The sequence below is a fragment of the Petrimonas sp. genome (assembly GCF_963921705.1).
GTDB lineage: Bacteria > Bacteroidota > Bacteroidia > Bacteroidales > Dysgonomonadaceae > Petrimonas > Petrimonas sulfuriphila.
Map to the genome: position 1 here is coordinate 2,353,253 of NZ_OY997410.1, position 23,981 is coordinate 2,377,233.

A 23,981-nucleotide genomic window follows, 5' to 3' on the forward strand; every position below is an offset into this window, starting at 1 on the left:
TAAAAAATATTCTATTCCAATCGCCGCTTATAAATTTCAAAATTCTCTTCATCAAAACACACGAAAGTAACTTCTTCCACAAATTTAGCCGGAAAATTTTTCACTGCATCCACAGCTATTTCAGCTGCTTTTTCCTTCGGAAACCGGTAAACCCCGGTACTGATGTTGGGAAAGGCTATCGATTTCAATCCTTGCTCATCGGCAAGTTTAAGTGAATTTACATAACACTCCTTCAGCAGACTCTCTTCGTTTCGGCTTCCACCGTGCCAAACGGGTCCTACCGTATGTATAACGTGTTTTACCGGCAACCGGTAACCACGGGTTATTTTAGCTTTTCCGGTTTCACAACCGTTCAACGTTCTGCACTCTTCCAGCAACTCCGGCCCTGCAGCACGGTGGATCGCCCCGTCTACCCCACCTCCACCCAATAACATACTGTTTGCAGCATTTACAACAGCGTCCACTTCCAGTCGGGTTATATCGGCTTTTACCCATTTAATTTTCATTTTTTTCAATCGATTAAAACCATTTTCTCTTTTTAAAATACCCAATCATCCCGGCGACAATGAGTAACATTATGCCCCAGACGATAAAGTATCCGTATTTCCAGTGCAACTCGGGAAAATTATCAAAATTCATTCCGTAAACACCCACAATAAAAGTTAACGGGATAAAAATCACCGAAAAAATGGTGAGTACGGTCATGGTGTCATTGAGTTTTGTACTCATCGATGAATGGTACATGTTTAATTCATCGTAAAGTACTTCGCGGTAATAATCAAGCAGGTCAACTGCCTGATTGATATTGTCCTGAAGCTCTTTGTAATGCTTTTCGTTTTCCTCCTGTATAAAATCCGTATCCAGTTTCACCAGTCCCATAATCATTTCTTTTGCCGGTTTTATATCAACACGTAAATTATTGAGCTCGTGTTTAAAAAGGTTGATTATCTTAAGTGTTTCTTTATTGGTGTCCAGAATAAGTTTTCCTTCAAGTGTTTCCACTTTTTCGCCGTAAACACCTAAAATATAGATATAATTATCGATCACGACATCCAGCAGGGTGAACGCCAGATAATCGGATCCGGATGTGCGGATTTTAGTTTTGTGCTTGCGAATCCTTTCCCGGACAGGTTCAAACACATCGCCTTTTTCTTCCTGAAAAGTGACAAGAATCTTGTCCATCACGATAAGACTCAGGTTATCGACCAACACTCTGTTCTTTTTCTCATTAAACTCCATCATCTTTATGGAAACGAAGAAACCGTTATCAAACTCCTCCGCCTGTGGACGGGACGATGGCTCCATCACATCCGAGAGGATATCAGCGGGAATAGAAAAGATATCCGACAAATCACGGATAATTTGTTCGTTGTGCAATCCGTCAACGTTTATCCAGGTGATGGAATCAGAGCTCAAATACTTCCTCAGTTCCCCGGTATCTTTTATTTCCGTTTCACGTACCCCTTCCAGGTCAAAATCGATGACCTGAACACGTATGTCTTCGGCTTTCTTTTTCCCTCTGAATTTCAATTCATAGGGTGAAAGGCCAATGTCTTCTTTCTTCTTATGTGGAATATAAGGCATAAAAATTTAGGATTTTCACAAAGTTAATCATTTCATAAAAAAAATGCGGATTACGAAAAAAGTTTCGCAACCCGCAACTTGTTAAAACCCAATTCCGAAATCGAGAATTGTAATTCCTATCATTCTTCTCCCAACAAGATCTTTACAATCTGGATGGCCGATTTCGCCACCGGGGAGCCCGGGCCAAAAATAGCGGCAACCCCTGCCTTGTAAAGGAAATCGTAATCCTGGGCGGGAATTACACCACCGGCGATAACGATAATATCGGGACGGCCTAATTTAGCCAGTTCTTCAATGACCTGAGGAACAAGCGTTTTATGTCCGGCTGCCAACGAAGATACGCCCAGCACGTGAACATCGTTTTCTACGGCCTGGCGGGCAGCTTCTGCCGGAGTCTGGAAGAGCGGTCCCATATCCACATCGAAACCGCAGTCGGCATAACCCGTAGCAACCACTTTTGCTCCACGGTCGTGTCCGTCCTGTCCCATTTTTGCCACCATGATTCTCGGCTGGCGGCCTTCTTTCCTGGCAAATTTTTCGGTCATCGCACGTGCTTCCTCGAGCGTGGCGTCTGATTTTGATTCTGCTGAATACACTCCTGAAATTGTTCTGATTACTGCATTATAACGTCCTACAACTTTTTCGCAGGCATCGGATATTTCGCCCAGTGTAGCGCGAACCCGTGCTGCTTCGACCGATAGTTCAAGGAGATTTCCCTGTTTAGTTTCCACGCATTTGGTAATGGCGTCCAGCGCTTTGCGCACCGCTTCGTTATCTCGTCCGGCCTTAAGTTGTTCCAACCGGGAAATTTGCTGTTTCCGTACTTCGGTATTATCCACTTCAAGAATATCGATGGGGTCTTCTTTCTCCAGCCGGCAAACGTTTACACCGATTATCTTCTGTGCTCCCGAATCGATACGGGCTTGAGTACGTGCGGCAGCCTCTTCAATACGCATTTTGGGAACACCCGTTTCAATAGCCTTAGCCATTCCGCCCAGTTTCTCAATTTCCTGAATCAACGCCCACGCTTTGTCCACCAGTTCCTGGGTAAGCGATTCCACGTAATAGGAGCCTGCCCACGGGTCAACCTGTTTGGTGATCTGCGTTTCTTCCTGGATATAGATTTGCGTGTTACGGGCAATACGGGCCGAGAAGTCGGTCGGCAGAGCGATGGCCTCGTCCAATGCATTTGTGTGCAACGATTGCGTGTGTCCCAGAGCAGCCGCCATAGCTTCGATACAAGTACGTCCCACATTGTTGAACGGGTCTTGTTCGGTCAACGACCAACCTGATGTCTGCGAATGGGTTCTTAACGCCATCGATTTTGGGTTCTTCGCGCCCATGCTTTTCACAATCTTCGCCCAAAGCAGCCTGGCTGCCCTCATTTTGGCAATTTCCATGAAGTGGTTCATACCAATGGCCCAGAAGAACGACAAGCGGGGAGCAAAAGCATCGATATTGATGCCCGCGTTGATTCCAGCACGCAGGTACTCAATGCCATCAGCCAAGGTATAAGCCAGTTCTATATCGGCTGTCGCTCCTGCTTCCTGCATATGGTATCCCGAAATGGAAATAGAGTTGAACTTCGGCATCTTCTGTGACGTAAACTCAAAAATATCGGCAATGATTTTCATGGAGAATTCGGGTGGATAGATGTAGGTGTTTCGCACCATAAATTCTTTCAGGATATCGTTCTGAATCGTTCCAGCCATCTCTTCCAGATTAGCTCCCTGTTCCTGTGCCGCAACAATATAGAAAGCCAGGATGGGTAACACAGCCCCGTTCATGGTCATGGAAACAGACATCTTGTTAAGCGGAATTCCATCGAAAAGAATTTTCATGTCTTCCACCGAACAAATCGATACCCCAGCTTTGCCCACATCGCCTACCACACGCTCGTTGTTGGCATCATATCCACGGTGTGTGGGTAGATCGAAAGCAACGGACAATCCTTTTTGGCCCGAAGCCAGGTTGCGGCGATAAAAGGCATTGGACTCTTCGGCGGTAGAAAATCCGGCATATTGACGAATAGTCCACGGACGCATTACATACATGGTAGAATAAGGTCCACGCAAGAAAGGCTCCACTCCGGCAGCATATCCGAGATGTTCCATTCCTTCGAGATCTTCCCTTGTGTATACAGGTTTTACCGGAATTTGTTCCGGTGTAAGCCAATCGGCTTTTATTTCATTTTTCTCAGCCCACCCGGCAACGTCTGTTGCTTCAAAGCCAGCCGATTTAAAATCAATACTTTTGAAATCAGGTTTCATGTTTTTTCTTTTTTAGAGCCAGGACTCTTAAATTCAAGAGCCAAGACTTTTAAATATTATTTTTTCTGTATGAAATGTACTTTATCTTTAATCGTATACTATTTTTCCTATCAATCCAAGCCCAATGTCTTGATTCTTGTTTCTTTTTGTCTAGACAAACGGCGCGATAAAGTTTGCCGCCGATAACAGCACGCTGAACATCAATACCAGTTTTGCAGTGTGGGTATCGAGAAACTGTATTTTTACCAGGTTGTCAACAGTAGCTGTTTTCATGAGTTTGATGTTTTTTATGGCCAATGGAAAAGTAACGAGCACCACAAAAACAACAGGATGCAGAAAACGCATCATTACGGCAATAGCTACTATAAGATAAGCCACCAGCAACAACGTTTGATACACTATTTGCGATCCCTCCAGCCCCAACTTCATCGCCTGCGTTTTAATGCCGGCTTCCTTGTCCTGAAGCATATCGCGGGTATTGTTAGCGTGCAGTATAGCTACGATAAGCATTCCCACGGGTGTGCTGATCAGCAATATCGGCCAGTAGAGTTCCGTTGTCATGACATACACCACGCCTAAAGTGATAGACAATCCATAACAGATGAATATTACCAAGTCACTCATACCGGCATACTTGAACTTATAATAAAGTGTGGAGCTGATAATCCCTATTGTTCCTATAATAAGCAAAGGAAACCCTGTGTTTACCAACAGGTAAATACCCAGGAGGATACCTGCAGACAGTACCAAGTACCCGTACAGCAACACCGGCTTCGGTTCAAAGATACCGAGAACGATAAGGCGTACGGGGCCTGTTTTTTCCAGTTTATCCACTCCTCTTACGTAATCGTGATATTCACTGATGAGGTTTCCGGCTGCATGAAATATTACTGCTCCGATTATCGCTAGCATGCCAAAGAGCCAATTCACTTCAGCCACAACACCGGTTTTGTACATGTAAAACACGTACGAAAAAGCGATCATTGCCGGTGATCCCGACGCGGGCCAGGACCAGGGATGTGCAACCATTAACCAGTGTTTGAGCTTGGGCATATTTTGTTTGGATTGTTAGAGTAATCTCTTGTTAAACCCTTTCAACGTTTCATACACGTTGCTGCGAACATGGATGAAGTATTCAATTCCGTGAGCTTTCAAATCGTCCATACAAGCGGGAGCGCCTGCAACTACAAAGATCTCTTTTCCGCCTTTTAACAGATAAAAAGCCTTGGGAGCCAACTCCACATACTCGTCGTCGCTTGAACAGAGAACCACCACGTCGGCTCCTGCATTACGGGCAGCAGTTACGCCATCTTCCACTGTTGGAAAACCGTTGTTGTCAATGATCTGGTATCCTGCACACGAGAAGAAGTTGCTGGAGAATTGCGAACGAGCGAGGCGCATAGCCAGGTTCCCGATAGTAAGCATAAACACTTTCGGTGTTTTACCGCTCTTTTCGGTAGCCAAACGAAGCGTGTTGAACGGTTCGGCCAAACGCCGTATCACAAGTGGCTTCAGTGCCGTCTTGTCTCCAGTACCGCACCCACACGAATGATCTTTAGGATCAGCTAATTTTTCAGCCATTTTTTCCGTGAAATTTGGATACTGGTTGGTTCCCAGCAGAATTTCTTTTCTGTTGGCCACTGCATTAAAACGAGCATCGCACGATGCTGCGATGGCATCTTGTACAGTACCTGCTTTGAGAGCTTCGTAAAAACCTTTTTCTTCAGTTTCGAGGAATAATTTCCAGGCTTGTTCGGCAAGCGATACAGTTAATGTTTCTATATAGTAAGAGCCCGAAGAAGGATCGGTAACTTTATCGAAGTGTGCTTCTTCTTTTAACAACAGTTGCTGATTCACGGCAATGCGTTTCGCAAATTCGGATGGCGTTTCAAACGCTTCGTCAAAAGGGCGTACTGTCAGCGAATCCACCGCACCAAGAGTAGCCGACATAGCTTCGGTTTGTGTCCGTAGCAAATTCACGTACGGGTCATAAAGCGACTGATTAAATCGCGATGTGGAAGCGTGAATATTCATTTTGGCCGCACAAAGGCAAGTGCCGTCTGCAGCAGTGTTTTCACATTCAATATAAGGAGGGCAAGGCGGCTTGTATGCATTCACAATCTCGGCCCACAACCAACGTCCCGCACGGAATTTGGCAATTTCCATAAAATAGTTGGATCCTACACCCAATTCAAATTTAATTTTTTTGGCTACTAACGACGGGGCAAGCCCTTTTCCGATAAGTGCACCCAACAACTGATTTGCGTAGGAAAGGCTGAAGCCCAACTCCTGGTAGCTGTATGCCCCGGCATCGTTCAGCAAGTTTCCGGTAATGGAAATACTTCTGTAGCGGGGAAGCGAAGCCGTGATTTTCACCATTTCGGCAGCATCGTTCATCCAGTTGGGTACATCCACTCCTTTTTTCAGGATCTTCCGGAACGGATCGTACTCGATGGAGCCAAAACATCTCAGAAGGTCCAGGTTTTGCGAAGTAACGTATGCCACCACCAGCCGGGCAAGCTCGTGTGTTTTGGAGATACAGGTTCTGAAGTTCAACTCCACTTTATCGGGAGCGATGCCGTTGAGAAGAACTTTGAGGTTTTCCGCCGAAAGGTCATTCTTCGGAAGATGAAACCCAAGTGATGTAACACCTTTGTCCAACAGCGACAAGGCTTTCCTGTTGGCATCGGCATAATCATTCACGTCGATATCCTGACGCACATACCAAACATTGTCCTTTCTTGTGCTGCGCACGTAAGGGAATTGTCCCGGCAGATTTCCGGCCGAAGAAAACCCCTCGATGTTTTCGGCCCTGTAGAAAGGATTTACATTAAAACCTTCGTTTGTTTTCCACACCAGTCTTTTTTGAAAGTCAGCCCCTTTCAGGTCTTTGTTTATAACTTCCATCCACTCTTCCGTGGATACCGGAGGAAAATCGGTAAAAAGTTTTTCTTTCTGATTACTCATAATTTACTCATATTTATTATTTTAGGTCTTTTCATGCTAACAAGGAAAGTAAGGGATGATAGAAAAAAATATTGTCTTTGTTCTTACTCTCAATAAGCTTGCAAAATTACTCTTTTTTGCTTAGTTAAAAAAGTGTTTTAGGGATTTGTTTTTGAGAAGTTAACAGCAAAAAAATAGTTTTCTTTCTTTTGCTTATTGTTGTTAGCGAATGTTTTGTAAATTTGGACGAAAAAACGGTTATTCTGAATCCTCGGTCCGGACGAGGTTATGGTTTAACTCGGGTTTTCGCTTTAATTTTAATCGTATGAAATATCTTTTTTCTTTTTACATTTTTATCGTCGGCTGTGCAACCGTTGCCTCTGCACAACAGACAAACATCGTATTTATCGGTAACAGCATCACGCAGGGAGTTATACTGGATAACCCGCACGAAGAAGCGCCTCCCGTGCAGGCTGTACGGTGGCTTGAGCAACGAATCCCGGGAAAAATTGAATTTCGCAATTGTGGTATAAGTGGCTCGACTACAGTGAACTTTCTACCCGCTTCCAACACTTTTTTCACAAGAGTGAAAGCTGCTGCCGACGAGTTATCGAAAGAAGGCGGGACGCTTCTCTTCTCCATTATGCTAGGAACTAACGACAGCGCGTTGCGTGGAAACCTCAAGTCTCGCATGCAGCCGGAACAATATTATACAAACATGAAGGCGATCACGGATGAGCTCCTGAGGTTATATCCTTCCAGCCGGATCGTGCTCAACCGGCCCATATGGTACAGCCCCACCACACACAACAGATCCACTTATCTGCAGGAAGGACTGGAGGTATTGCAGTCTTATTTTCCGGAGTTGAAGAAACTGGCAGCCGATTATGGCTCCATTTTCCCCGGACAGGTAATGCTGGGAGACACAGCCGCATTCGATCATTTCAAGGACAACAAACCGCTCTTTTTCAAAGAAGAAGGTAATTCAGGAACGTTTTACCTTCATCCGAACAAGACAGGTGCGCAAAAACTCGGTGAATTCTGGGGGAAGGCAATCAAACAGGCGGTTCAACCCAAAGAATGGGCAGAATACTCGTTGGGAACTGTAAAAGACACTCCGGCAATGGACAAGGAGGATTCAAGAGGCATGCTTGCTCCTTCTGTGCGCGTATACCTGCCCGATCCCGATAAAGCTACAGGAAGAGCAGTTATTGCCTTACCCGGCGGAGGGTATCAGGGGCTGGCTGTTTTTCACGAAGGGTTCGATTGGGCACCTTTTTTCCTGGAAAGGGGCATTGCTCTTGTCGTACTGAAGTACCGGATGCCGCAAGGCAATCCCTCTGTTCCGTTTATTGATGTTAAGGCAGCTTTCGATCTGGTGAAACAGCATGCTTCGGAATGGCGCATTAATCCGGAGGATATCGGTATAATGGGCTCATCGGCAGGCGGGCACCTGGCTTCAACTTACGCTACGCATACGACCGGCGCCGACCGTCCCGCCTATCAGATACTGCTTTACCCGGTAATAACCATGGATAAAACATTTACACACGCTGGATCGAGAAAAAATCTGATCGGGGAAGATCCTTCGCCAGAACTTACCAGCAAATACTCTAACGATAAACAAGTAACCGGAGAGACGCCTCCGGCGTTTGTTATCTTCGCTGCAGACGATAAGGTTGTCCCTCCGCAAAACGGATTCCGATATGTTGAAGCATTGCAACGGAACAACGTCCCGGTAACATTTTTGTTGTATCCGGCCGGAGGTCACGGTTTCGGATACAGGGAATCCTATTCGTATCATTCTCTTTTTCTTTCCGAACTATCGAAGTGGCTGGAGGGGTTACGTGAATAGACCTTCAAAAGACAGGTAAGCGGAAAATATGTTTAACTTTTGTGTTAATTTTAACAATTAAAATTATGGCTTATTCAACTGCAAGAGCTGTCGAAACCATTGAAGTTAATGGCCACAGCTATCGTTACAGTTCATTGAAGAATCTGCCGGGGGAGGCCATTGAGCACTTACCCTTCAGTATCCGGATTCTTCTGGAAAACGTGTTGAGGAATTACGACGGCTTCAGCATCACCGATGATCATATTCAGACGTTGACCCATTGGTCGCCCAATCCCGTGGACAAAGATATCCCGTTTAAACCGGCACGTATCTTGATGCAGGATTTTACCGGCGTGCCGGCTGTAGTGGATATGGCTTCACTAAGAGCTGAATACGTCCGTCACGGAAAAAACGGACAAAAAATCAATCCGGCTATTCCGGTCGATTTGGTTATCGATCATTCGGTTCAAGTGGATTATTTCGGGACCAATTACTCCTACAGCAAGAACGTGGAGTTGGAATACGAAAGGAACAAGGAGCGTTACGAACTGCTGAAATGGGCACAAAAAGGATTGAAAAACTTTACCGTTGTGCCACCTGGAATGGGTATATGCCATCAGGTAAACCTGGAATACCTGGCTCAGGGAATCACAATACGCGACGGATGGTTGTTTCCCGACACCCTGGTGGGAACCGACTCACACACACCAATGGTAAACGGGATCGGAGTTGTCGGCTGGGGCGTAGGTGGAATTGAAGCGGAAGCTGCCATGCTGGGACAGCCTATTTTCTTCACTTGTCCCGAAGTTATCGGGCTAAAACTTGCCGGCACCATTCCGGCGGGCTGTACGGCCACAGATATGGTACTGTCCATTACAAAAGTGCTGCGTGAAAAAGGTGTGGTGGGAAAATTCGTGGAAGTTTTTGGTGACGGGCTGGACAACCTGACGGTAACCGACCGGGCTACCATTGCCAATATGTCACCCGAATTCGGATGTACGGTAACCTATTTTCCCATTGACAACCGGACGTTGGAATACATGCACGTTACCAACCGTTCACCGGAGCAGATAAAGATTGTGGAGGAATACAGCAAGGAAAACCTGTTGTGGAGAACAGGCAACGAGAAGATCGCTTATTCATCGGTAGTGGAGTTCGACCTATCCACGCTGGAGCCGACCGTCTCCGGGCCAAAACGGCCTCAGGACAAAATTCCGGTAAAAGAGCTGGGATACAAATTTTCCGAGTTGCTTGAAAAAGAACACAACCGGAAGTACCAATCCCCTCTGCAACGTTCGGAGTCAGCATGGTTGGCCGACGGCGGTTCGGGAACAGAGTTCACCTTCGGTAAAACGCCTGTCGAAGGCGCTGCTCCACACGAAATCATTGCGGAATCCCTGCAATCCGTACGCATTAAACACAAGAACAAAGAACTTATCCTCAGCGACGGGAGCATCGTTATTGCGGCCATCACCAGCTGTACCAACACCTCTAATCCTGCCGTGATGATTGGCGCCGGGTTATTGGCCCGTAATGCGGTAGAAAAAGGATTAAGGACCAAGTCGTGGGTAAAAACTTCGCTGGCCCCCGGCTCAAAAGTGGTTACGCAGTACTTGAAACGGGCGGGACTAAATGAATATTTTGATGCGTTGCGTTTCCATACCGTAGGTTATGGATGCACCTCCTGTATCGGTAACTCCGGTCCTTTACCGCCACAAATAGCGGAAGCCGTTGAGAAAGGAGATCTGGTAGTGGCGTCAGTCTTATCGGGGAACCGAAATTTCGAGGCACGGGTCCACCCGCAGGTCAAAATGAATTTCCTGATGTCGCCCATGCTGGTAGTAGCTTATGCATTAGCCGGACGCGTCGATATTAACCTTATGGAGGAACCCCTGGATTATGATCCTAACGGAAATCCTGTCTATCTGGCAGACGTTTGGCCCGGTCGGGAAGAGATTGTGGAAACCATCAACAAATGTGTGAAACAAAACGATTTTCAAGAAGTGTATGATGTTATTTTCGAAGGTTCAAAAGATTGGCAGGAGCTGAAAGTAAATCTCGATGAAAATTTCGAATGGAACAGGCAATCCACCTATATAAAAGAAGCTCCGTTTTTTAAAGACCTCACTGTAGACCCCGACCCGATGATCAATATCCGAAACGCCCGCGTACTTCTCTACCTGGGCGACTCGGTAACCACCGATCACATTTCGCCGGCAGGTTCATTCCGGGAAGAGAGTGCCGCAGGACAGTACCTGAAAGCCCACGGAGTGGGGAAAGCGGATTTTAACTCATACGGGGCACGGCGCGGAAACCACGAAGTGATGATGCGAGGTACTTTTGCCAACGTGCGTATCAGAAACAGAATCGTTGACCGGGAAGGTGGTTTCAGCCGGTATTTTCCGACCGATGAGGTAAAAACCGTTTACGAAACAGCGATGGCGTATAAACGGGATAAAACGCCCTTAATCATCATAGCGGGTAAAGAATACGGTTCAGGTTCTTCCCGCGACTGGGCAGCCAAAGGAACTTTCCTGTTGGGTGTAAAAGCCGTCATAGCCGAAAGCTTCGAACGCATTCACCGGAGTAATCTCGTAGGAATGGGGGTAGCACCGCTTGTATTCCTCGCAGGTGAGAATGCGGAAACCCTCGGTCTGGACGGAACCGAAACCTACAACATCACCGGGCTGGCCGACAACCTGATCCCCCATAAATTACTGGAGGTTGAAGCGGTACATCCTGACGGAAAAGTGACCGTATTCGAAGTGGAAGTACGTTTGGATTCCGCTATCGAAATTGAATACTACAGAAACAACGGAATCTTGCAGTACGTGCTGAGGGATTACCTGAAGAACAGTTGATAAAAATGTTGTGGATAAGATTTACCACGCTTTCAACTCAACCAGTAAACCGGCAATTTTCCCCACCACAGCTTCGGCATATCTTTTGCCTTTTTCGGCGGTGGATTTTGCAGGATTACCTATCCCTGTGTCTTCGGAAACCTGTTGCCAGGGTCGTGGTAACCAGCCAACTTTTTGATTGATGGACTCCATCGGTAAGGGAGATGTTTTGCCATTACCGGCTTGTTCCATCTTCACCAAATCGGGACGGTAATGGAGCAGTACCGAGGTTTCCTGCTCCCCACCGTGCTCATCGATCTTCTCTTCAAAGTAGGCACCGGCAGGTACAATGGACCACCAGTCCACGGCGATAACGGTAAAATCGGGATATTTCTTGGCTAAATCGCGAATGTAGGTTTTGAATGTATTGCCGCCGTGTCCGTTTACGATAACCAGCTTTTTTAATCCTTGCCCGTGCAGGGAATCGACTATATCGCACAATATGGCTTTTTGCGTCTCGCTGTTCGTGTGAATGCACAACGGCAAGTCCCATTGTCCGGGGTTTTGTGATCCGAAATAAACCGGCGGCAGAACAGCACACAACACGCCGGATTTCTCATAAGCGAGTAAAGCGCTCTCCAAGGCTATATGATGCGATAAGTAACAATCCGTAAGGTACGGTAAATGATAATTGTGCGGCTCAAAAGCGCCCCAGGGTAATACCACGGCATCGTAGCTGGCTTCTTTTACGTCCTTCCAGTTGGCAGACCTTAAATCAATTGAGTTCATATGTTGAAAAATTAAATGTCAATAACGAATAGCCGTTTTCTTATCTGCTTTTCCAATCAACAGGAAAATAAAAATCATCATTACAATTTCCACAAGAACCACATACGGAAAAACATTCATTCCAAACTTTTCGGTCAGTATGCCGATTGAATAATTTATAATTGTATTTCCGGTGAGCGCAATGAGCATCGCAAAACTGAAAGCCGTCCCGGAAACCTCCTTGAAGATTTCACCTACCAAACCCAGCATGACCGGAAAACCCGGGGCCAGGCCGCTACCGATAAGAAACATTCCCAGCAAGTGCATAAAGTAGGATGCCGGTAGCACCAGACAGATCAACCCGAGCGAAAACAGCAATAACGACAATTGAATCAACCGAAAATGATGCCATTTTTTCAATACGCTTCCCGTAAGAATTCTCATGCAAACCAGTCCTGAGACAGAAACCGATAATGCTATCAATGCCTGATATTGAGGCACGGCAAGTTTATCAATAAAAAACGAAACCGACCAATTGTTGATTATGGCTTCGAAGGCCGACTGAAAAAACAGGTAAAAACAAATGGCCATAAACAGCTTGTTCTTTACAAAAACAGGAATGAGCTTTAACGATATTTTTTCCTTTTGAACGGTCAACGGATAATTGATGAGAAGAAAAATTAAGGCAACAGCCAGGCTGATGCCACTCACCACATCAATAACCAAGGTGTAATGTATCTCATCTATCCGGCTCAGGATCATTGGCATGGAAAATGCACCAATACCGTAAAACAATCCTAGCCAGTTCAGGTTTATGATTTTATTTTTTCCTTCGCTTAAGTCGGAAACCAATGCGCTGGTACCGCCGTTAATGACTCCACCGCCCAATCCGAAAAAGAAAATACCGGCCCTCAACAAGTGAAGGGAACCCACGTGGACTATCCCGAAAAACCCGAGCGATAGAAACAGCGAAGCAACGGAAAGCACCCACCTGTAACCGAACTTGTCTACAACAGGCCCAAACAAAACCGAGCCGGCAAGCATACCAACGGGAAGAACGGAGAATAAACCTCCGGCAGCAATATCAGACATTCCGAAACGGGCCTTCAGCAACGGCAAAATCGAACCGATAATCACCATGGAAATTCCGAAAAGAAAGATGCCCGTAAAGTTGGCTATAAATGCAATTGTTTTATTATTCATATTCCTTTTTGCCTTTGCTAAACAACATGGTCGCCGGGAGAAACATATCCGTTGGAAATAGAGTAAAACGTAAGCCCGGAAACCGTTTTAATACCGGTCTTCGCAATAATATTTTTACGGTGCGAAAGGACTGTGTTCAGGCTTATGTTCAGCTTATCGGCAATCTCTTTGTTTAAACGTCCCTGAACTATAAGCTTCAGTACCTCTATTTCCCGGTTGGTCAACTGCTTATTCTCCTCTTGCAATTTATGTTCATCGGAAAAGGTATGGTTCAGGTGTTCGATATGTCCGGAATCCAGTTCCTTGAGTTTCGGACGCAACACTTTTTCCAACAACCGGTTATGAATGTGCAGCTCCTTTTCGAGGGCAGTTATTGAAAAAATAACCGCGTAAGCAAGGTTTTGGTTAAAATTTCCCGAAATATGCCTGATGATAATGTTTTTTAAATCGTGCAACAATTCATTTGGGTAGTCACTGAGCTGCTCAAGGCCTTGCTGCAGATGTTCAGAAAGCTCCGATTTGAACTGATAGAATATTTTATGCAACAGTTTTAGTTCTTCATTTTCGCCACCACTCATCGCGATAAAAGGGGTGAAGTGCTTTTCCAGGTTCGGAACAGACGCCTGCATATAATTTTCGACGGTACGTTTAAGATAATCCACGATAAGTGAGACATCAAACGCATCGAGATCCTTTTCCGGATTATATTCTTCATCCAGGTAAACATTCAGGATGGCCAGAATGAAATCAATGTTCAGGTCATTTTCCAAGCAGATTTTTTCGATCGTTTTCTCTCCCACTCCCAGTTTTATGCCAAACCTGTTCACAACAGGTATAAGTTCACTGTGCTCGGTAAGCAATTCAGATAAGACCGCATTTTTTTTAATGTCTGCCATTTATTTCCGGAAAGATTTTTCAGCAACCGAAGAGAAGCGATCCCGCCTGTATTCTTTGTAGAAATGCCGGACAGCATCTATGGGATGCCAAAACAGCATTCTGGGGCCTGAAAATCGCATTACTTCTTTTATTTTCAATCGCATATCGTTTTTATAGCAATGAACAGTGCAGGATCCGCAGGTAGGTTTTTTTTCACCGAAAGGGCAATTTTCAAGCCGTTTCATTGCATAATTTTTCAGTACGGTACATTCTTCACACAGTCCCGTCACATGTTTATGATTCGCCCTACAATAGATGGCCATCATCTTGTTCACCACTTTTTTTTCACCTTCGTTCATATATCGTTTAAACAGCCAGGCGCGTTCTGTAATCAGCGTTATTGGTATAAGCTTGATTATTGCCTGAGTCCGTTTCTATAAAGAACCGTAAAAGTAACCCTTTTATTTTTTTTCTCAAAATCGGGACAAAATGATTTGATGAAAAGAAGAGTCACTTCTTTTCCGAAGCCGGAGGAAGTTGTACTGTACGCATTTGCCGGAGGATATGCGATTGCCGTTGCCTGATATATGAAGACGGTTTTTTTGAGCTAAATTTCAGCGGATTAGGCAATGTTGCGGCCACCAATGCCGACTGTGAAGCCGAAAGTTTCTCCGCCGTAGTATTGAAATGTTCATGGGCAACCGCTTCCACGCCATAAATCCCGTCACCCACCTCCATACAGTTCAGGTAGACCGTCAAAATACGTTCCTTTGTCCAGAAAAATTCAATTAAAACTGTGAAATAGGCTTCCAATCCTTTTCTCAGCCACGACGACCGGGGCCAGAGAAACACGTTTTTAGCCGTTTGCTGACTGATGGTGCTTGCTCCCCGGGGACGTTTACGGGTTTTATTCTCTTTGAGGGCTTTTTTAATTTCCACCTTGTCGAAGCCGTTGTGATTAAAGAAACGCTGGTCTTCCGAGGCGACAACAGCGCGTTTCATATTATTCGAAATACGTGTGTACGAAACCCATTTGTGCTTAACCTCAGGCTTTCTCCCCTCTGCGATCTGTTCCGTCATTCTTATTCCCATCAGTGGAGTAAAATAGACAGGGACAAACCTGTACCCTATCACGGATACTACGCTCCAGAGAAAGAAAAAAAGCACTATTTTACCGAAGATACGAGGTATTTTTTTCATGACTTCTCTACCACAATTTGAACCTTACCCGCCACCTTCCATCGCTAAAATCGTGGCTAATAATTTCAAAACGCCCGATTTCCGATGTGTTTCCAACATGTGAACCGATGCAGGCGCAAACATCATAGTCACCTACCCTGACAATACGCAATGTTTCTGATACATTATCGGGAAGTTTTGATAAATCCACTATCTCTGCTGCCGCTGAGACCGGTAGAAATTCTTCTGAAACGGGCAGATGACGGCCGATAATCTCGTTTACGCCCGCCTCAATGGTTTGTACTTGTTCAGGGGTGGGCGATTGAGACAAAAAATAATCGGCTTTGCTTTTCTTCCGTTCTATGTGTGTATTTTTCGAGCGGGCACAACCGAACATCCTTACCATTGTCTGGTTAAGAATATGTTCCGTAGTGTGCATGGGAGGGTATTCCTGTTTGTTGTGTCCGTTAAGCTCAAGTTCCATAATCCGTTTCAAAGCACAAAGATAAGAAAAATCACTCGTTTTTTTTCTTCGTCATCAAATAATTCCCCTGATTGTTTTTTTCAAGGTAATATCCTTTGTTCAGCTCAATGCGCCACCCTTCGCCGGTAATTTCATCTTCGCCGATCTCCACCGGTTCAGAAACAACCACCCATACTAGTCCGGGCGACAACAGCGCACCTCCGCCGGTCACCGTCAAGATTCCCCAGTTGTCGCTTATGCGGATGGTGGGATAAACCGTCCCTTCGTCAACATCCAGGGGAATCGGGTTAACCGGGTCGAACGACATGTTCATATCCTCCAGTTTAATTTCAAGTCGCGGCTTTTCCAGAAACTTATCCCGCAACTCATTCAGTGTTAATGTGTGTTTTTCGCTACGTAAAGTCTCTTCATCACGAATTTCCTTGCCGCGATAATCTTCCGATAATTGCCTTACGTATGAAGGTAAAACTATTCGCATATCTAACTCAAAAGCCTCTTCGAAAAATTCTGTAAGATCGGTTTCTCCGCTAATACCCTTGTTCCAGTTGTTGTTTTTCTGATAAAGAAAAAAGCCATACACCGCCACAGTTTCATAAGCAAAAGACCTGACAAACGAAGGAGTGTTGGGATAATCTTCCAGTCTCGCTATGAGGTATTCGCGCAACTGCCATTTATCGCGTCCGCTCATCATTTGTCCGGTGTAGGTTGCAAGGCCTTCAAGCAATTCCAGTTTGTTCTCCGATAGTTGCGATCCGCTGTATACCAGATGACGATACTTTCTGAATATCAATGCATTCCGCAAATGTTCTTCTGCCAGCGAAAGCCTCCTGGCCCTCAGTGCTTTTTTTAAGGCTTCAAGTTCGAGCCGAAGAAATACCCTGCCGTCTTTCTCATCCAGGTGATAATTATCTGATCCCCGTATATCGAAGCCAAGCGAAAGTTGTGCACTGTGGAACAGTTCGTGCGTAATAAGATCGAGTCGCTGGTATTTATTGGGTGAAAGCGGCAAAACGACTGTTGCCCATGTTTTTCCTTTCCAATCGAGCGAAGTGTTCTGAAAACTGATTTCTTTGGGCAGGACTCCCGTGTAATAACCCCTCCTTGCCACCAATACATTGTCTTTGTCCGGCTCATTGGCATAGATTACACGGGTACCTTCCTCTATGAGCATAATAGGGCCGTAGATGTCCTTATCCCATATTTTAACATTTTCGCGTGTTGCCTGTTTTACCTGATCAAAATAATGCGGAATACTGTCCCTGTTTATCATCGGGGTTTGTGCACCGGCCACAGGGATAAAAAAAGAAATCAATACTGCGCAAACAATACCTTTCATTCCTCTCCAACATCTTGAGGCGAAAGATACGAAAAACATTTCCTTTTAAAGAAAAATGCTCAAAATCTTTTCTTTTAATCTGTAAGTCTACTTCAAAAACTCCGAAGACTTATTTTATCGTAGAAGACTTATCTGTTAAAAAACACATGGAGGTTAAAAAGGTTAACTTTCAGGATTCACCTCCCGAATGAATGTCTATATCCTTTACCACAAGTGAAGCCAGTGTCATTCCGAAAATTGCCGGCAGGTAAGACATTGTACCGTTAATTCGCGCTTTTTTTGTATCCCATTGAGAAACAGGAGCATTACTCTCCTCTAGAAACGATTTTTCTCCTTTGTTTTCACGCGCTTCATTGCTGTAGACACAAAGGAATTTTTTTTCCAGCCCGCCAAGTTTCTTTATTCTTGTCCGGAGTGCGGCAGCCAGGGGACAACCTTTCACTTTCCAAAACTCATCTACCCTGATGTAGGAAGGGTCAATCTTCAACGCCGCACCCATCGATGAAAAGAAAACTCCAGGCATTTGCGAGGCTAAACGTATAAGATGAACTTTATTGGAAAGGCTGTCGATAGCATCAATAATGAAATCATACGATTCGAGCTTAAAGGAACCGGCGGTCTCCGGACTATACACTACTTGCATAGAAACAATTTCGGCATTGGGATTTATTTCGAGCAGTCGTTCCTTTAACACCTCCACCTTCACTTGTCCGATAGTTTTCACCGTAGCCATCAGCTGCCGGTTGATATTGGTTACGGCAACCTTGTCTGAATCCACCAGCGTAAGATGGGTAATCCCGCTTCTTATCAGCATTTCTGCGCACCAGCTCCCGACTCCTCCCACACCAAATATAATAACCCTCTTTCGCTCTGCGAGATCCAAATAACGGCTTCCCATAAGGAGCTCAGTTCGCTGAAATATCTCTTTTTCGTTTATCATAAAACAGGACATGAAAAAATTCAAAACAGTTTCTATCAATCGGGTGCTTTCCTTTACCAGGAAATCACTTTTGCGGAAAGGGTTATCAGCCATTTGCGCGGAATAAACCTGACCAGGTTGGCTACGAATTTATTCAATCCTCCTTGAATAACCAGTGTTTTTCCTTTCATCATGGCACGATAACCAAACGCTACCACTTCCCCCGGCAAAGGCGTTTTCATGTCTTTCAGAAATCCGTTTGGGTGCTGCATCCGGGCAGCTATCCCAAAATTGGTTCTGACGGGTCCGGGACAAAGTGCAGTGACGGTAATGCCGTATTTTTGGAATTCGTAAGCAATGGCTTGTGAGAAGCTTGCCACGTATGCTTTGGACGCAAAATAAACCGACATCCCCGGGCCCGGTTGAAAGGCAGCTGTGGATGCAATATTCAAGATTTTTCCCGATTTACGCGGGATCCAATCCTGAACAAAAAGATGACATAAATGCGATAATGCACTTATATTCAAATCGATCATTTGTCTATGCCTCACCCATTCCGTATCGGCAAAATATCCAAAATCGCCAAACCCTGCGTTGTTCACCAAGTAATCTACCTCTATTCCAGTGTCCTTTATTTCATCGTGAACAGCCCGCACATTTTCTGGCTTTGTCAGGTCTTTGGCAATCGTCCGTACCGATATGTTAAATGTATTTTCCAATTCATCTTTCAAATCATTCAATTCTTTTTCGCTTCGGGCAACGAGAATCAGGTTTGTGCCCTTTGAAGCGAACAGCCGGGCAAACTCAGCACCAAGCCCCCTCGACGCACCCGTAATTAATGCAGTATGGTTCATTCTTATTGATTTTGGAACAAAATTAAACTTTTTTTCCGTAGCGCGGTCGAAGAAAATGAACCAATTAACGAAACGTTAACTGGCTACGCATAAAAAATGCCGCCAAACTGAAAAATAATTGGGTTCTAATTGATAGGATGCATGCCGGTTGTGAAATTAGTGTGCATCCACTTTTTATGCTCTTTTCCGTCCTTTGTCTATCCGCAGAAAAATAAACAACAAGATGGTAAATCCCCACAACGACGAACCGCCGTAACTAAAGAATGGCAACGGGATACCAATTACGGGCATAATGCCAATCACCATTCCGATGTTTACCAGCAAATGGAACAGAAATATACTTACAACACCATAGCCATACACGCGGCCAAAGATTGTGGTCTGTCGTTCCGCCAAAGAAATAAGCCTCAGTATGAACACGGCAAAAAGCAGGAGAATAATGGTTGAACCGATAAAGCCCCACTCTTCGCCTATCGTGCAGAAAATAAAATCGGTGTCTTGCTCGGGGACATATTTCAGTTTGGTTTGTGTGCCGTTCAAGAAACCCTTTCCAGACATCCCGCCCGATCCAATGGCTATTTTCGATTGCCCCACGTGATAACCCGATCCACGCAAATCCTGCTCCATTCCCAACGTTACCTTGATGCGCATTTGCTGGTGCGGTTGCAGGACATCGTTAAAAACATACTCACTCGATTCAACAAACGCGAACGAACCCACAACAAACAACAAGATATACAAATAAACCTTTTTCCAAAACCGAAGCGACAAGTAAGCCAGGTAAACCGCGACCAATCCTAATGCCACAAGCGCCAATAAACCGGGATTGACAGGAAGATTAAAAAAATGCATAATCCATCCGGCTGCCAGGACAATCAATCCTAGTCCGATGATGATGAAAGCCGTTTCTCGGCGTTTTACGTAGTTCCAGACCATGGCGGCAGCAAAAACAATAATCAGTATAACTGCGATGAACTCGCCGACGGACAACATTCCCAGTTGAACGTCCGAAAAACGGATAGCCAGTACAAAATATAAAATTGCCGCCACACCCATGAAAAGAATTCCACCAGGTAGCCCCTCACGGTACAACACAAAAATAAGGCTCAGGTAAACCAGTGCGGTGCCTGTTTCACTTTGCAGTATCACCAGCACCAACGGAAGGAAAATTAAGGAGAATACGATGATCAGGTTTTTCCTTTCCATCAAACGAAAATTGTACACGTTGAAAATCTTTGCCAGCGTAAGTGCTATGATAAACTTCATAAATTCGGCAGGCTGCAACCGTACCGGACCTATCACCAACCACGAACGTGAACCTTTGATTTCGGGCGCGACAACAAGGGTAATGATCAACAATGCGATTCCGGCGATATAAGCTACAAAGGCATACGTTTCGTAAAATGAAGTATCAATTTTGAGGAGGGCAAACGCAAGCAGCAACGAGGTACCCATCCAAACAAGTTGCATCCCGGCCCGGCCGGAAAGGTCGAACATGCTCACCGCATTCTCCAGGTCGAAGCTGGCCGCATAAATGTTCAACCAACCCAGCACTATAAAGAGTAGGTACATAAGCGCAGTAAAGCGGTCTACCCTTCCCTTTTCCTGTATTTCCCTAGTTCCTCTGTACATTTCTAACTTGAGTTGCTGTGGTATCGATGCGTTGGGCAGAAGCATTTCTTCTGTACGCAAACGGTAAAATCACCCGGCTGGCAATAGTTTTTTCCAACACCTGGTCCTGTGGCATAATTTCTCCCATCAAGTACTTCTGCATCATTAATCTTCCGATAGGAACGGCGTTCGTGGCTCCAAAGCCTCCGTTTTCCACAATCACGGCAATGGCCACTTTCGGGTCGTCCTTCGGAGCAAACCCGATGAACAGGGAGTGATCTTCCCCGTGCGGGTTTTCGGCCGTTCCCGTCTTGCCGCAAACCGTTAAGAACGGTTCCATATTTGCCCTTCGGCAGGTTCCGTGCGTTACGGCATCGGCCATTCCCGCAACCGTCAGTTCAAAATGCTCGCGGCGGATGTTCGACTCTCTTCGTTTACTGAAGAGCGTATCTAACGGAGCACCTTTTCTGGCTTTCACCACATGCGGTTTATGGTAATAACCCCTGTTGGCGATTAGCGCTGTATAATTGGCAAGCTGCAAGGGCGTGGCCAATATTTCTCCTTGTCCAATAGCAATAGAAATGATGTTATGAGCCACCCATCTATCATTCTTAAATGCATTTGAATAATATTTGCTGTTAGGGATAAATCCCCTTTTTTCAGAAGGTAAATCTACATCTGTTTTATAGCCGAATCCCAGATCAACCATGTGCTCTTTCCAAACCTCAAAAGCCTCAATAGTACTACTGTATTTGGTACGGTTATTAAGCATGGCGTTAAGTCCATAACAGAAAAACGAGTTGCACGAAGTGGCCAGTGCCGGCTGCAGGCTGAGCGGTGAAGCGTGTCCGTGACAGGCAGGACGCCCTCCCAATGGCGGATAGCCTCCGAAACAGCTGTACCGGGTATCAGGAGTAATGATTCCTTCTTCCAGAAAAATCAATCCTTGTGAGGGCTTAAAAGTGGATCCGGGTGGATACAATCCCGAAACAGCCCGGTTGATCAACGGCTTGTAAGGATCCTGTTCGAGTTGAAGGTAATTCTGGCTGAAGTTTTTTCCGGTCAGGATCGACGGATCATAAGAAGGTGCAGCCACCATACAAAGGATTTCGCCTGTTTTGGGTTCAATCATAATAATGGACCCGATTTTGTTCTGCATCAGGTATTCCCCGTACGCTTGCAAATTAATGTCAATGGCCAGCGTTAAATCGCGACCTGAAACGGGCGATTTGTCAAATTCTCCATCACGGTATTTTCCCTGTACGCGACCGTGTGCGTCGCGCAAAAGGACTTCCACTCCTTTTTCACCCCGCAAGTCTTCTTCGTGAGAAAGTTCGATCCCAGACTTTCCCACATAATCAGTACGGGTATAATACGGATCAGCATCCATCTTATTTTTGTCTACTATGCCCACGTACCCCAATATCAACCCCATATTAGGATATTTGTATTGACGCTCGGTCCGGTTTTGAATATAAATTCCAGGGAACTTGTACAACTTTTCCTGCAACAAGCCGTATTCTTCCACATCGAGTTGCGACATGAAAAGCTGCGGTGTATAGGAGGAATAGCCTGGATTTTTTCGCCGGTCTTTCATTTCGGCTTCCAGCTGTAGAAAAGCTGCTTTGTCGATGTTTAGCGTGTTACAAAAATCGAGCGTGTCAAATTGCTTCATTTCACGGACAACCATCATGACATCGTATGTGGGCTGATTGAAAACGACCAATTCGCCGTTTCTGTCATAAATGGCTCCACGTGCCGGATAAAGTGTTTTTCTGAAAAAAGCGTTGCTGTCGGCAAAGTTTCTATATTCCGGACTAAGAATCTGCAAATTAAATAGTTGTGCAATATACACCAATAGCGTTACCACGACAACAGACGCAATGATATACTTCCTTTTCTCGTATGACTTGTTATTGTTAACCACTTTTCTCTCTCCTGATTGATAGGGAATCCAGTGCCAGAATCAGGACAATAGTCAGTATCGAAGAAGACCCAATCCGGATAAGGGTGCTGGTTAAATTAAAGAGTGTGAAGGCTTCGATAAAAAAGAGCAACGTCTGATGCAACAATACCATCATTACTGTAAATTTCACAAAAGCCGCTGTTGACGTATGAATACCGGGAACCAGGTCTTCGTACTCATTTTTGGGATAAAACAGGTTTAACACCATGCTTCTCAGTGTAGCAGTAATGGTTGTGGCAGCAGCATTCATACCGGGTGTATTCAAAAAAATATCGATAACAATTCCCAACAGGAAACCCGAAACAATTACATAGAACCGGTTTCTTCCGTAAGGCAGTTTTATGAGAAAATAGATATACAGAATAGGCACAGCCAATCCAAAAACAGCAATACGATTAAGCAGCAATACTTGTAGCAATACCAATATTACGAACAGCAAAATCTCTTTGAATATGGAAACCGCTTTCATTATGGAATTGAATTTTCTAATTCATTCTGTTCGTCAAAATGCGCATCATTTATAATAAGAATATCCCTCACAGAATAAAAATCAGTAGCTATTCGCAAATTTAACGTATTGAAATTGTCATCTTTAGATAAAATCTGCCCGGTAACGTATCCAATAACAATATCTTTTGGGAAAATGCGTGAAAAACTGGTCACTACCGTGTCTCCCGGTTGAAAGACTTCGTGTTTGGGAAGTTCTCCTATCTGCGCTGTAATCAAATCCTTGCCGTCCCACGAAATTGATCCCGTATTGTTGGAATTTTTCAGTTTGGCACTCAACCTGAATTTCGGATTTATAATGGGAATAACCACTGAAAATGATGGAGAGGTCTTCAACACTACTCCCACCACTCCATTTTGTGAAACTACACCCATATCAGGTTTGACACCGTGTATGGAACCTTTGTTTACCGTGATAAAATTGTTTGGGCCCGAAAAACTGACATTGATCACTTCAGCGGGAACAAACGAAAACCTTGAGGCTGGAATGGAATCACTCAGAAAAGCATTCGTTGTTAACGTGTCCCTTTGCGTGTCCGACAAGTAGGACTTTAACGAGTATAGTTCTTCTTCGAGCCGTGCATTCCGTTCCAGTAAAAGCTTGTTGCTCTTGTTTAAATAGATAAAAGCCGTTGCTTTGTCAGAAATCTCGTAAAACCAGCCAGTAGCCTTGTTTGCAGATGTGAGGTATACACTTCTCTGATAAGAATTATAAGAAAATACCAGATAGAAGCTGATAACAATCAAGCCGATTGCTACCAGCCACGAACTGTTTCTGATAATAAACGAGAGAAGGTTTTTCAT

Annotated in this window: 20 protein-coding genes; 2 read left to right on the forward strand and 18 right to left on the reverse strand. The window is 45.0% G+C overall.

Annotation, left to right across the window (positions count from 1 at the left end; all coding sequences use genetic code 11):
• Positions 1 to 11: 11 nt before the first annotated feature.
• The 5 genes from AACM02_RS09785 to AACM02_RS09805 all read right to left on the reverse strand — a co-directional run bounded on the left by AACM02_RS09785 (position 12) and on the right by AACM02_RS09805 (position 6,821).
• The gene (locus tag AACM02_RS09785) at positions 12 to 506 is read right to left on the reverse strand and encodes an O-acetyl-ADP-ribose deacetylase (RefSeq protein WP_339116841.1); all 495 of its coding nucleotides are present in this window, start codon (positions 504 to 506) and stop codon (positions 12 to 14) included.
• Positions 507 to 519: 13 nt separating this feature from the next.
• Positions 520 to 1,584 carry a magnesium/cobalt transporter CorA gene (gene corA, locus AACM02_RS09790; RefSeq protein WP_339116842.1) on the reverse strand — a complete coding sequence of 355 codons (1,065 nt, stop codon included), beginning with the start codon at positions 1,582 to 1,584 and terminating at the stop codon, positions 520 to 522.
• A 119-nt stretch (positions 1,585 to 1,703) separates the two neighbouring features.
• The gene (scpA, locus tag AACM02_RS09795) at positions 1,704 to 3,854 is read right to left on the reverse strand and encodes a methylmalonyl-CoA mutase (protein ID WP_339116843.1); all 2,151 of its coding nucleotides are present in this window, start codon (positions 3,852 to 3,854) and stop codon (positions 1,704 to 1,706) included.
• Positions 3,855 to 4,004: 150 nt separating this feature from the next.
• Entirely contained in the window at positions 4,005 to 4,907 is a 903-nt protein-coding gene (gene menA / locus AACM02_RS09800) for a 1,4-dihydroxy-2-naphthoate octaprenyltransferase (protein ID WP_214063073.1), read from the reverse strand.
• 15 nt (positions 4,908 to 4,922) lie between these two features.
• Entirely contained in the window at positions 4,923 to 6,821 is a 1,899-nt protein-coding gene (locus tag AACM02_RS09805) for a methylmalonyl-CoA mutase family protein (protein ID WP_339116844.1), read from the reverse strand.
• A 304-nt stretch (positions 6,822 to 7,125) separates the two neighbouring features.
• Here AACM02_RS09805 and AACM02_RS09810 point away from each other — a divergent pair, with 304 nt between their 5' ends.
• A complete protein-coding gene (locus AACM02_RS09810) occupies positions 7,126 to 8,655 on the forward strand; it encodes a prolyl oligopeptidase family serine peptidase (protein WP_321716218.1) in 1,530 nt (509 codons plus the stop codon).
• A gap of 65 nt (positions 8,656 to 8,720) precedes the next feature.
• Positions 8,721 to 11,495, forward strand: coding sequence for an aconitate hydratase AcnA (gene acnA / locus AACM02_RS09815; RefSeq protein ID WP_339116845.1), 2,775 nt, complete (start codon positions 8,721 to 8,723; stop codon positions 11,493 to 11,495).
• A gap of 21 nt (positions 11,496 to 11,516) precedes the next feature.
• Here acnA and AACM02_RS09820 read toward each other — a convergent pair whose 3' ends face one another.
• The 13 genes from AACM02_RS09820 to mreC form a co-directional block, all read right to left on the reverse strand.
• Complete coding sequence (locus AACM02_RS09820; protein WP_339116846.1) at positions 11,517 to 12,263, reverse strand: creatininase family protein; 747 nt, start codon at positions 12,261 to 12,263, stop codon at positions 11,517 to 11,519.
• Positions 12,264 to 12,281: 18 nt separating this feature from the next.
• The gene (locus AACM02_RS09825) at positions 12,282 to 13,445 is read right to left on the reverse strand and encodes an MFS transporter (RefSeq protein WP_321716220.1); all 1,164 of its coding nucleotides are present in this window, start codon (positions 13,443 to 13,445) and stop codon (positions 12,282 to 12,284) included.
• A gap of 17 nt (positions 13,446 to 13,462) precedes the next feature.
• Positions 13,463 to 14,341: a LuxR C-terminal-related transcriptional regulator gene (locus AACM02_RS09830; protein WP_332456437.1), complete on the reverse strand. Its 879-nt coding sequence runs from the start codon at positions 14,339 to 14,341 to the stop codon at positions 13,463 to 13,465.
• Positions 14,342 to 14,680 (reverse strand): nitrous oxide-stimulated promoter family protein, encoded by a 339-nt coding sequence (locus AACM02_RS09835; protein ID WP_214062767.1) that lies wholly within the window; start codon positions 14,678 to 14,680, stop codon positions 14,342 to 14,344.
• A 151-nt stretch (positions 14,681 to 14,831) separates the two neighbouring features.
• Positions 14,832 to 15,521, reverse strand: coding sequence for a monofunctional biosynthetic peptidoglycan transglycosylase (mtgA, locus tag AACM02_RS09840; RefSeq protein WP_214062766.1), 690 nt, complete (start codon positions 15,519 to 15,521; stop codon positions 14,832 to 14,834).
• A 7-nt stretch (positions 15,522 to 15,528) separates the two neighbouring features.
• Positions 15,529 to 15,984 carry a hypothetical protein gene (locus tag AACM02_RS09845; RefSeq protein ID WP_332456435.1) on the reverse strand — a complete coding sequence of 152 codons (456 nt, stop codon included), beginning with the start codon at positions 15,982 to 15,984 and terminating at the stop codon, positions 15,529 to 15,531.
• A 31-nt stretch (positions 15,985 to 16,015) separates the two neighbouring features.
• On the reverse strand, positions 16,016 to 17,320 hold the full coding sequence (locus tag AACM02_RS09850; RefSeq protein WP_339116847.1) for a hypothetical protein: 1,305 nt from the start codon (positions 17,318 to 17,320) through the stop codon (positions 16,016 to 16,018).
• Between the two features lie 169 nt (positions 17,321 to 17,489).
• Entirely contained in the window at positions 17,490 to 18,260 is a 771-nt protein-coding gene (locus AACM02_RS09855; protein WP_339116848.1) for a tRNA threonylcarbamoyladenosine dehydratase, read from the reverse strand.
• A gap of 53 nt (positions 18,261 to 18,313) precedes the next feature.
• Entirely contained in the window at positions 18,314 to 19,093 is a 780-nt protein-coding gene (locus AACM02_RS09860; RefSeq protein ID WP_339116849.1) for an SDR family oxidoreductase, read from the reverse strand.
• Positions 19,094 to 19,267: 174 nt separating this feature from the next.
• The gene (gene rodA / locus AACM02_RS09865; protein WP_339116850.1) at positions 19,268 to 20,725 is read right to left on the reverse strand and encodes a rod shape-determining protein RodA; all 1,458 of its coding nucleotides are present in this window, start codon (positions 20,723 to 20,725) and stop codon (positions 19,268 to 19,270) included.
• Entirely contained in the window at positions 20,709 to 22,631 is a 1,923-nt protein-coding gene (mrdA, locus tag AACM02_RS09870; protein WP_339116851.1) for a penicillin-binding protein 2, read from the reverse strand. The genes rodA and mrdA overlap by 17 nt, the downstream gene beginning before the upstream one ends.
• Positions 22,624 to 23,139 (reverse strand): rod shape-determining protein MreD, encoded by a 516-nt coding sequence (mreD, locus tag AACM02_RS09875; protein WP_339116852.1) that lies wholly within the window; start codon positions 23,137 to 23,139, stop codon positions 22,624 to 22,626. The genes mrdA and mreD overlap by 8 nt, the downstream gene beginning before the upstream one ends.
• Positions 23,139 to 23,981 (reverse strand): rod shape-determining protein MreC, encoded by an 843-nt coding sequence (gene mreC / locus AACM02_RS09880; RefSeq protein WP_339116853.1) that lies wholly within the window; start codon positions 23,979 to 23,981, stop codon positions 23,139 to 23,141. Before mreC ends, mreD begins: the two co-directional genes overlap by 1 nt.

Excerpts from the sequence above, each read along its gene's own strand:
- AACM02_RS09785 (WP_339116841.1), bottom strand. The coding sequence starts at position 506 with ATGAAAATTAAATGGGTAAAAGCCGATATAACCCGACTGGAAGTGGAC.
- corA (WP_339116842.1), bottom strand. The coding sequence starts at position 1,584 with ATGCCTTATATTCCACATAAGAAGAAAGAAGACATTGGCCTTTCACCC.
- scpA (WP_339116843.1), bottom strand. The coding sequence starts at position 3,854 with ATGAAACCTGATTTCAAAAGTATTGATTTTAAATCGGCTGGCTTTGAA.
- menA (WP_214063073.1), bottom strand. The coding sequence starts at position 4,907 with ATGCCCAAGCTCAAACACTGGTTAATGGTTGCACATCCCTGGTCCTGG.
- AACM02_RS09805 (WP_339116844.1), bottom strand. The coding sequence starts at position 6,821 with ATGAGTAATCAGAAAGAAAAACTTTTTACCGATTTTCCTCCGGTATCC.
- AACM02_RS09810 (WP_321716218.1), top strand. The coding sequence starts at position 7,126 with ATGAAATATCTTTTTTCTTTTTACATTTTTATCGTCGGCTGTGCAACC.
- acnA (WP_339116845.1), top strand. The coding sequence starts at position 8,721 with ATGGCTTATTCAACTGCAAGAGCTGTCGAAACCATTGAAGTTAATGGC.
- AACM02_RS09820 (WP_339116846.1), bottom strand. The coding sequence starts at position 12,263 with ATGAACTCAATTGATTTAAGGTCTGCCAACTGGAAGGACGTAAAAGAA.
- AACM02_RS09825 (WP_321716220.1), bottom strand. The coding sequence starts at position 13,445 with ATGAATAATAAAACAATTGCATTTATAGCCAACTTTACGGGCATCTTT.
- AACM02_RS09830 (WP_332456437.1), bottom strand. The coding sequence starts at position 14,341 with ATGGCAGACATTAAAAAAAATGCGGTCTTATCTGAATTGCTTACCGAG.
- AACM02_RS09835 (WP_214062767.1), bottom strand. The coding sequence starts at position 14,680 with ATGAACGAAGGTGAAAAAAAAGTGGTGAACAAGATGATGGCCATCTAT.
- mtgA (WP_214062766.1), bottom strand. The coding sequence starts at position 15,521 with ATGAAAAAAATACCTCGTATCTTCGGTAAAATAGTGCTTTTTTTCTTT.
- AACM02_RS09845 (WP_332456435.1), bottom strand. The coding sequence starts at position 15,984 with ATGGAACTTGAGCTTAACGGACACAACAAACAGGAATACCCTCCCATG.
- AACM02_RS09850 (WP_339116847.1), bottom strand. The coding sequence starts at position 17,320 with ATGAAAGGTATTGTTTGCGCAGTATTGATTTCTTTTTTTATCCCTGTG.
- AACM02_RS09855 (WP_339116848.1), bottom strand. The coding sequence starts at position 18,260 with ATGATAAACGAAAAAGAGATATTTCAGCGAACTGAGCTCCTTATGGGA.
- AACM02_RS09860 (WP_339116849.1), bottom strand. The coding sequence starts at position 19,093 with ATGAACCATACTGCATTAATTACGGGTGCGTCGAGGGGGCTTGGTGCT.
- rodA (WP_339116850.1), bottom strand. The coding sequence starts at position 20,725 with ATGTACAGAGGAACTAGGGAAATACAGGAAAAGGGAAGGGTAGACCGC.
- mreD (WP_339116852.1), bottom strand. The coding sequence starts at position 23,139 with ATGAAAGCGGTTTCCATATTCAAAGAGATTTTGCTGTTCGTAATATTG.
- mreC (WP_339116853.1), bottom strand. The coding sequence starts at position 23,981 with ATGAAAAACCTTCTCTCGTTTATTATCAGAAACAGTTCGTGGCTGGTA.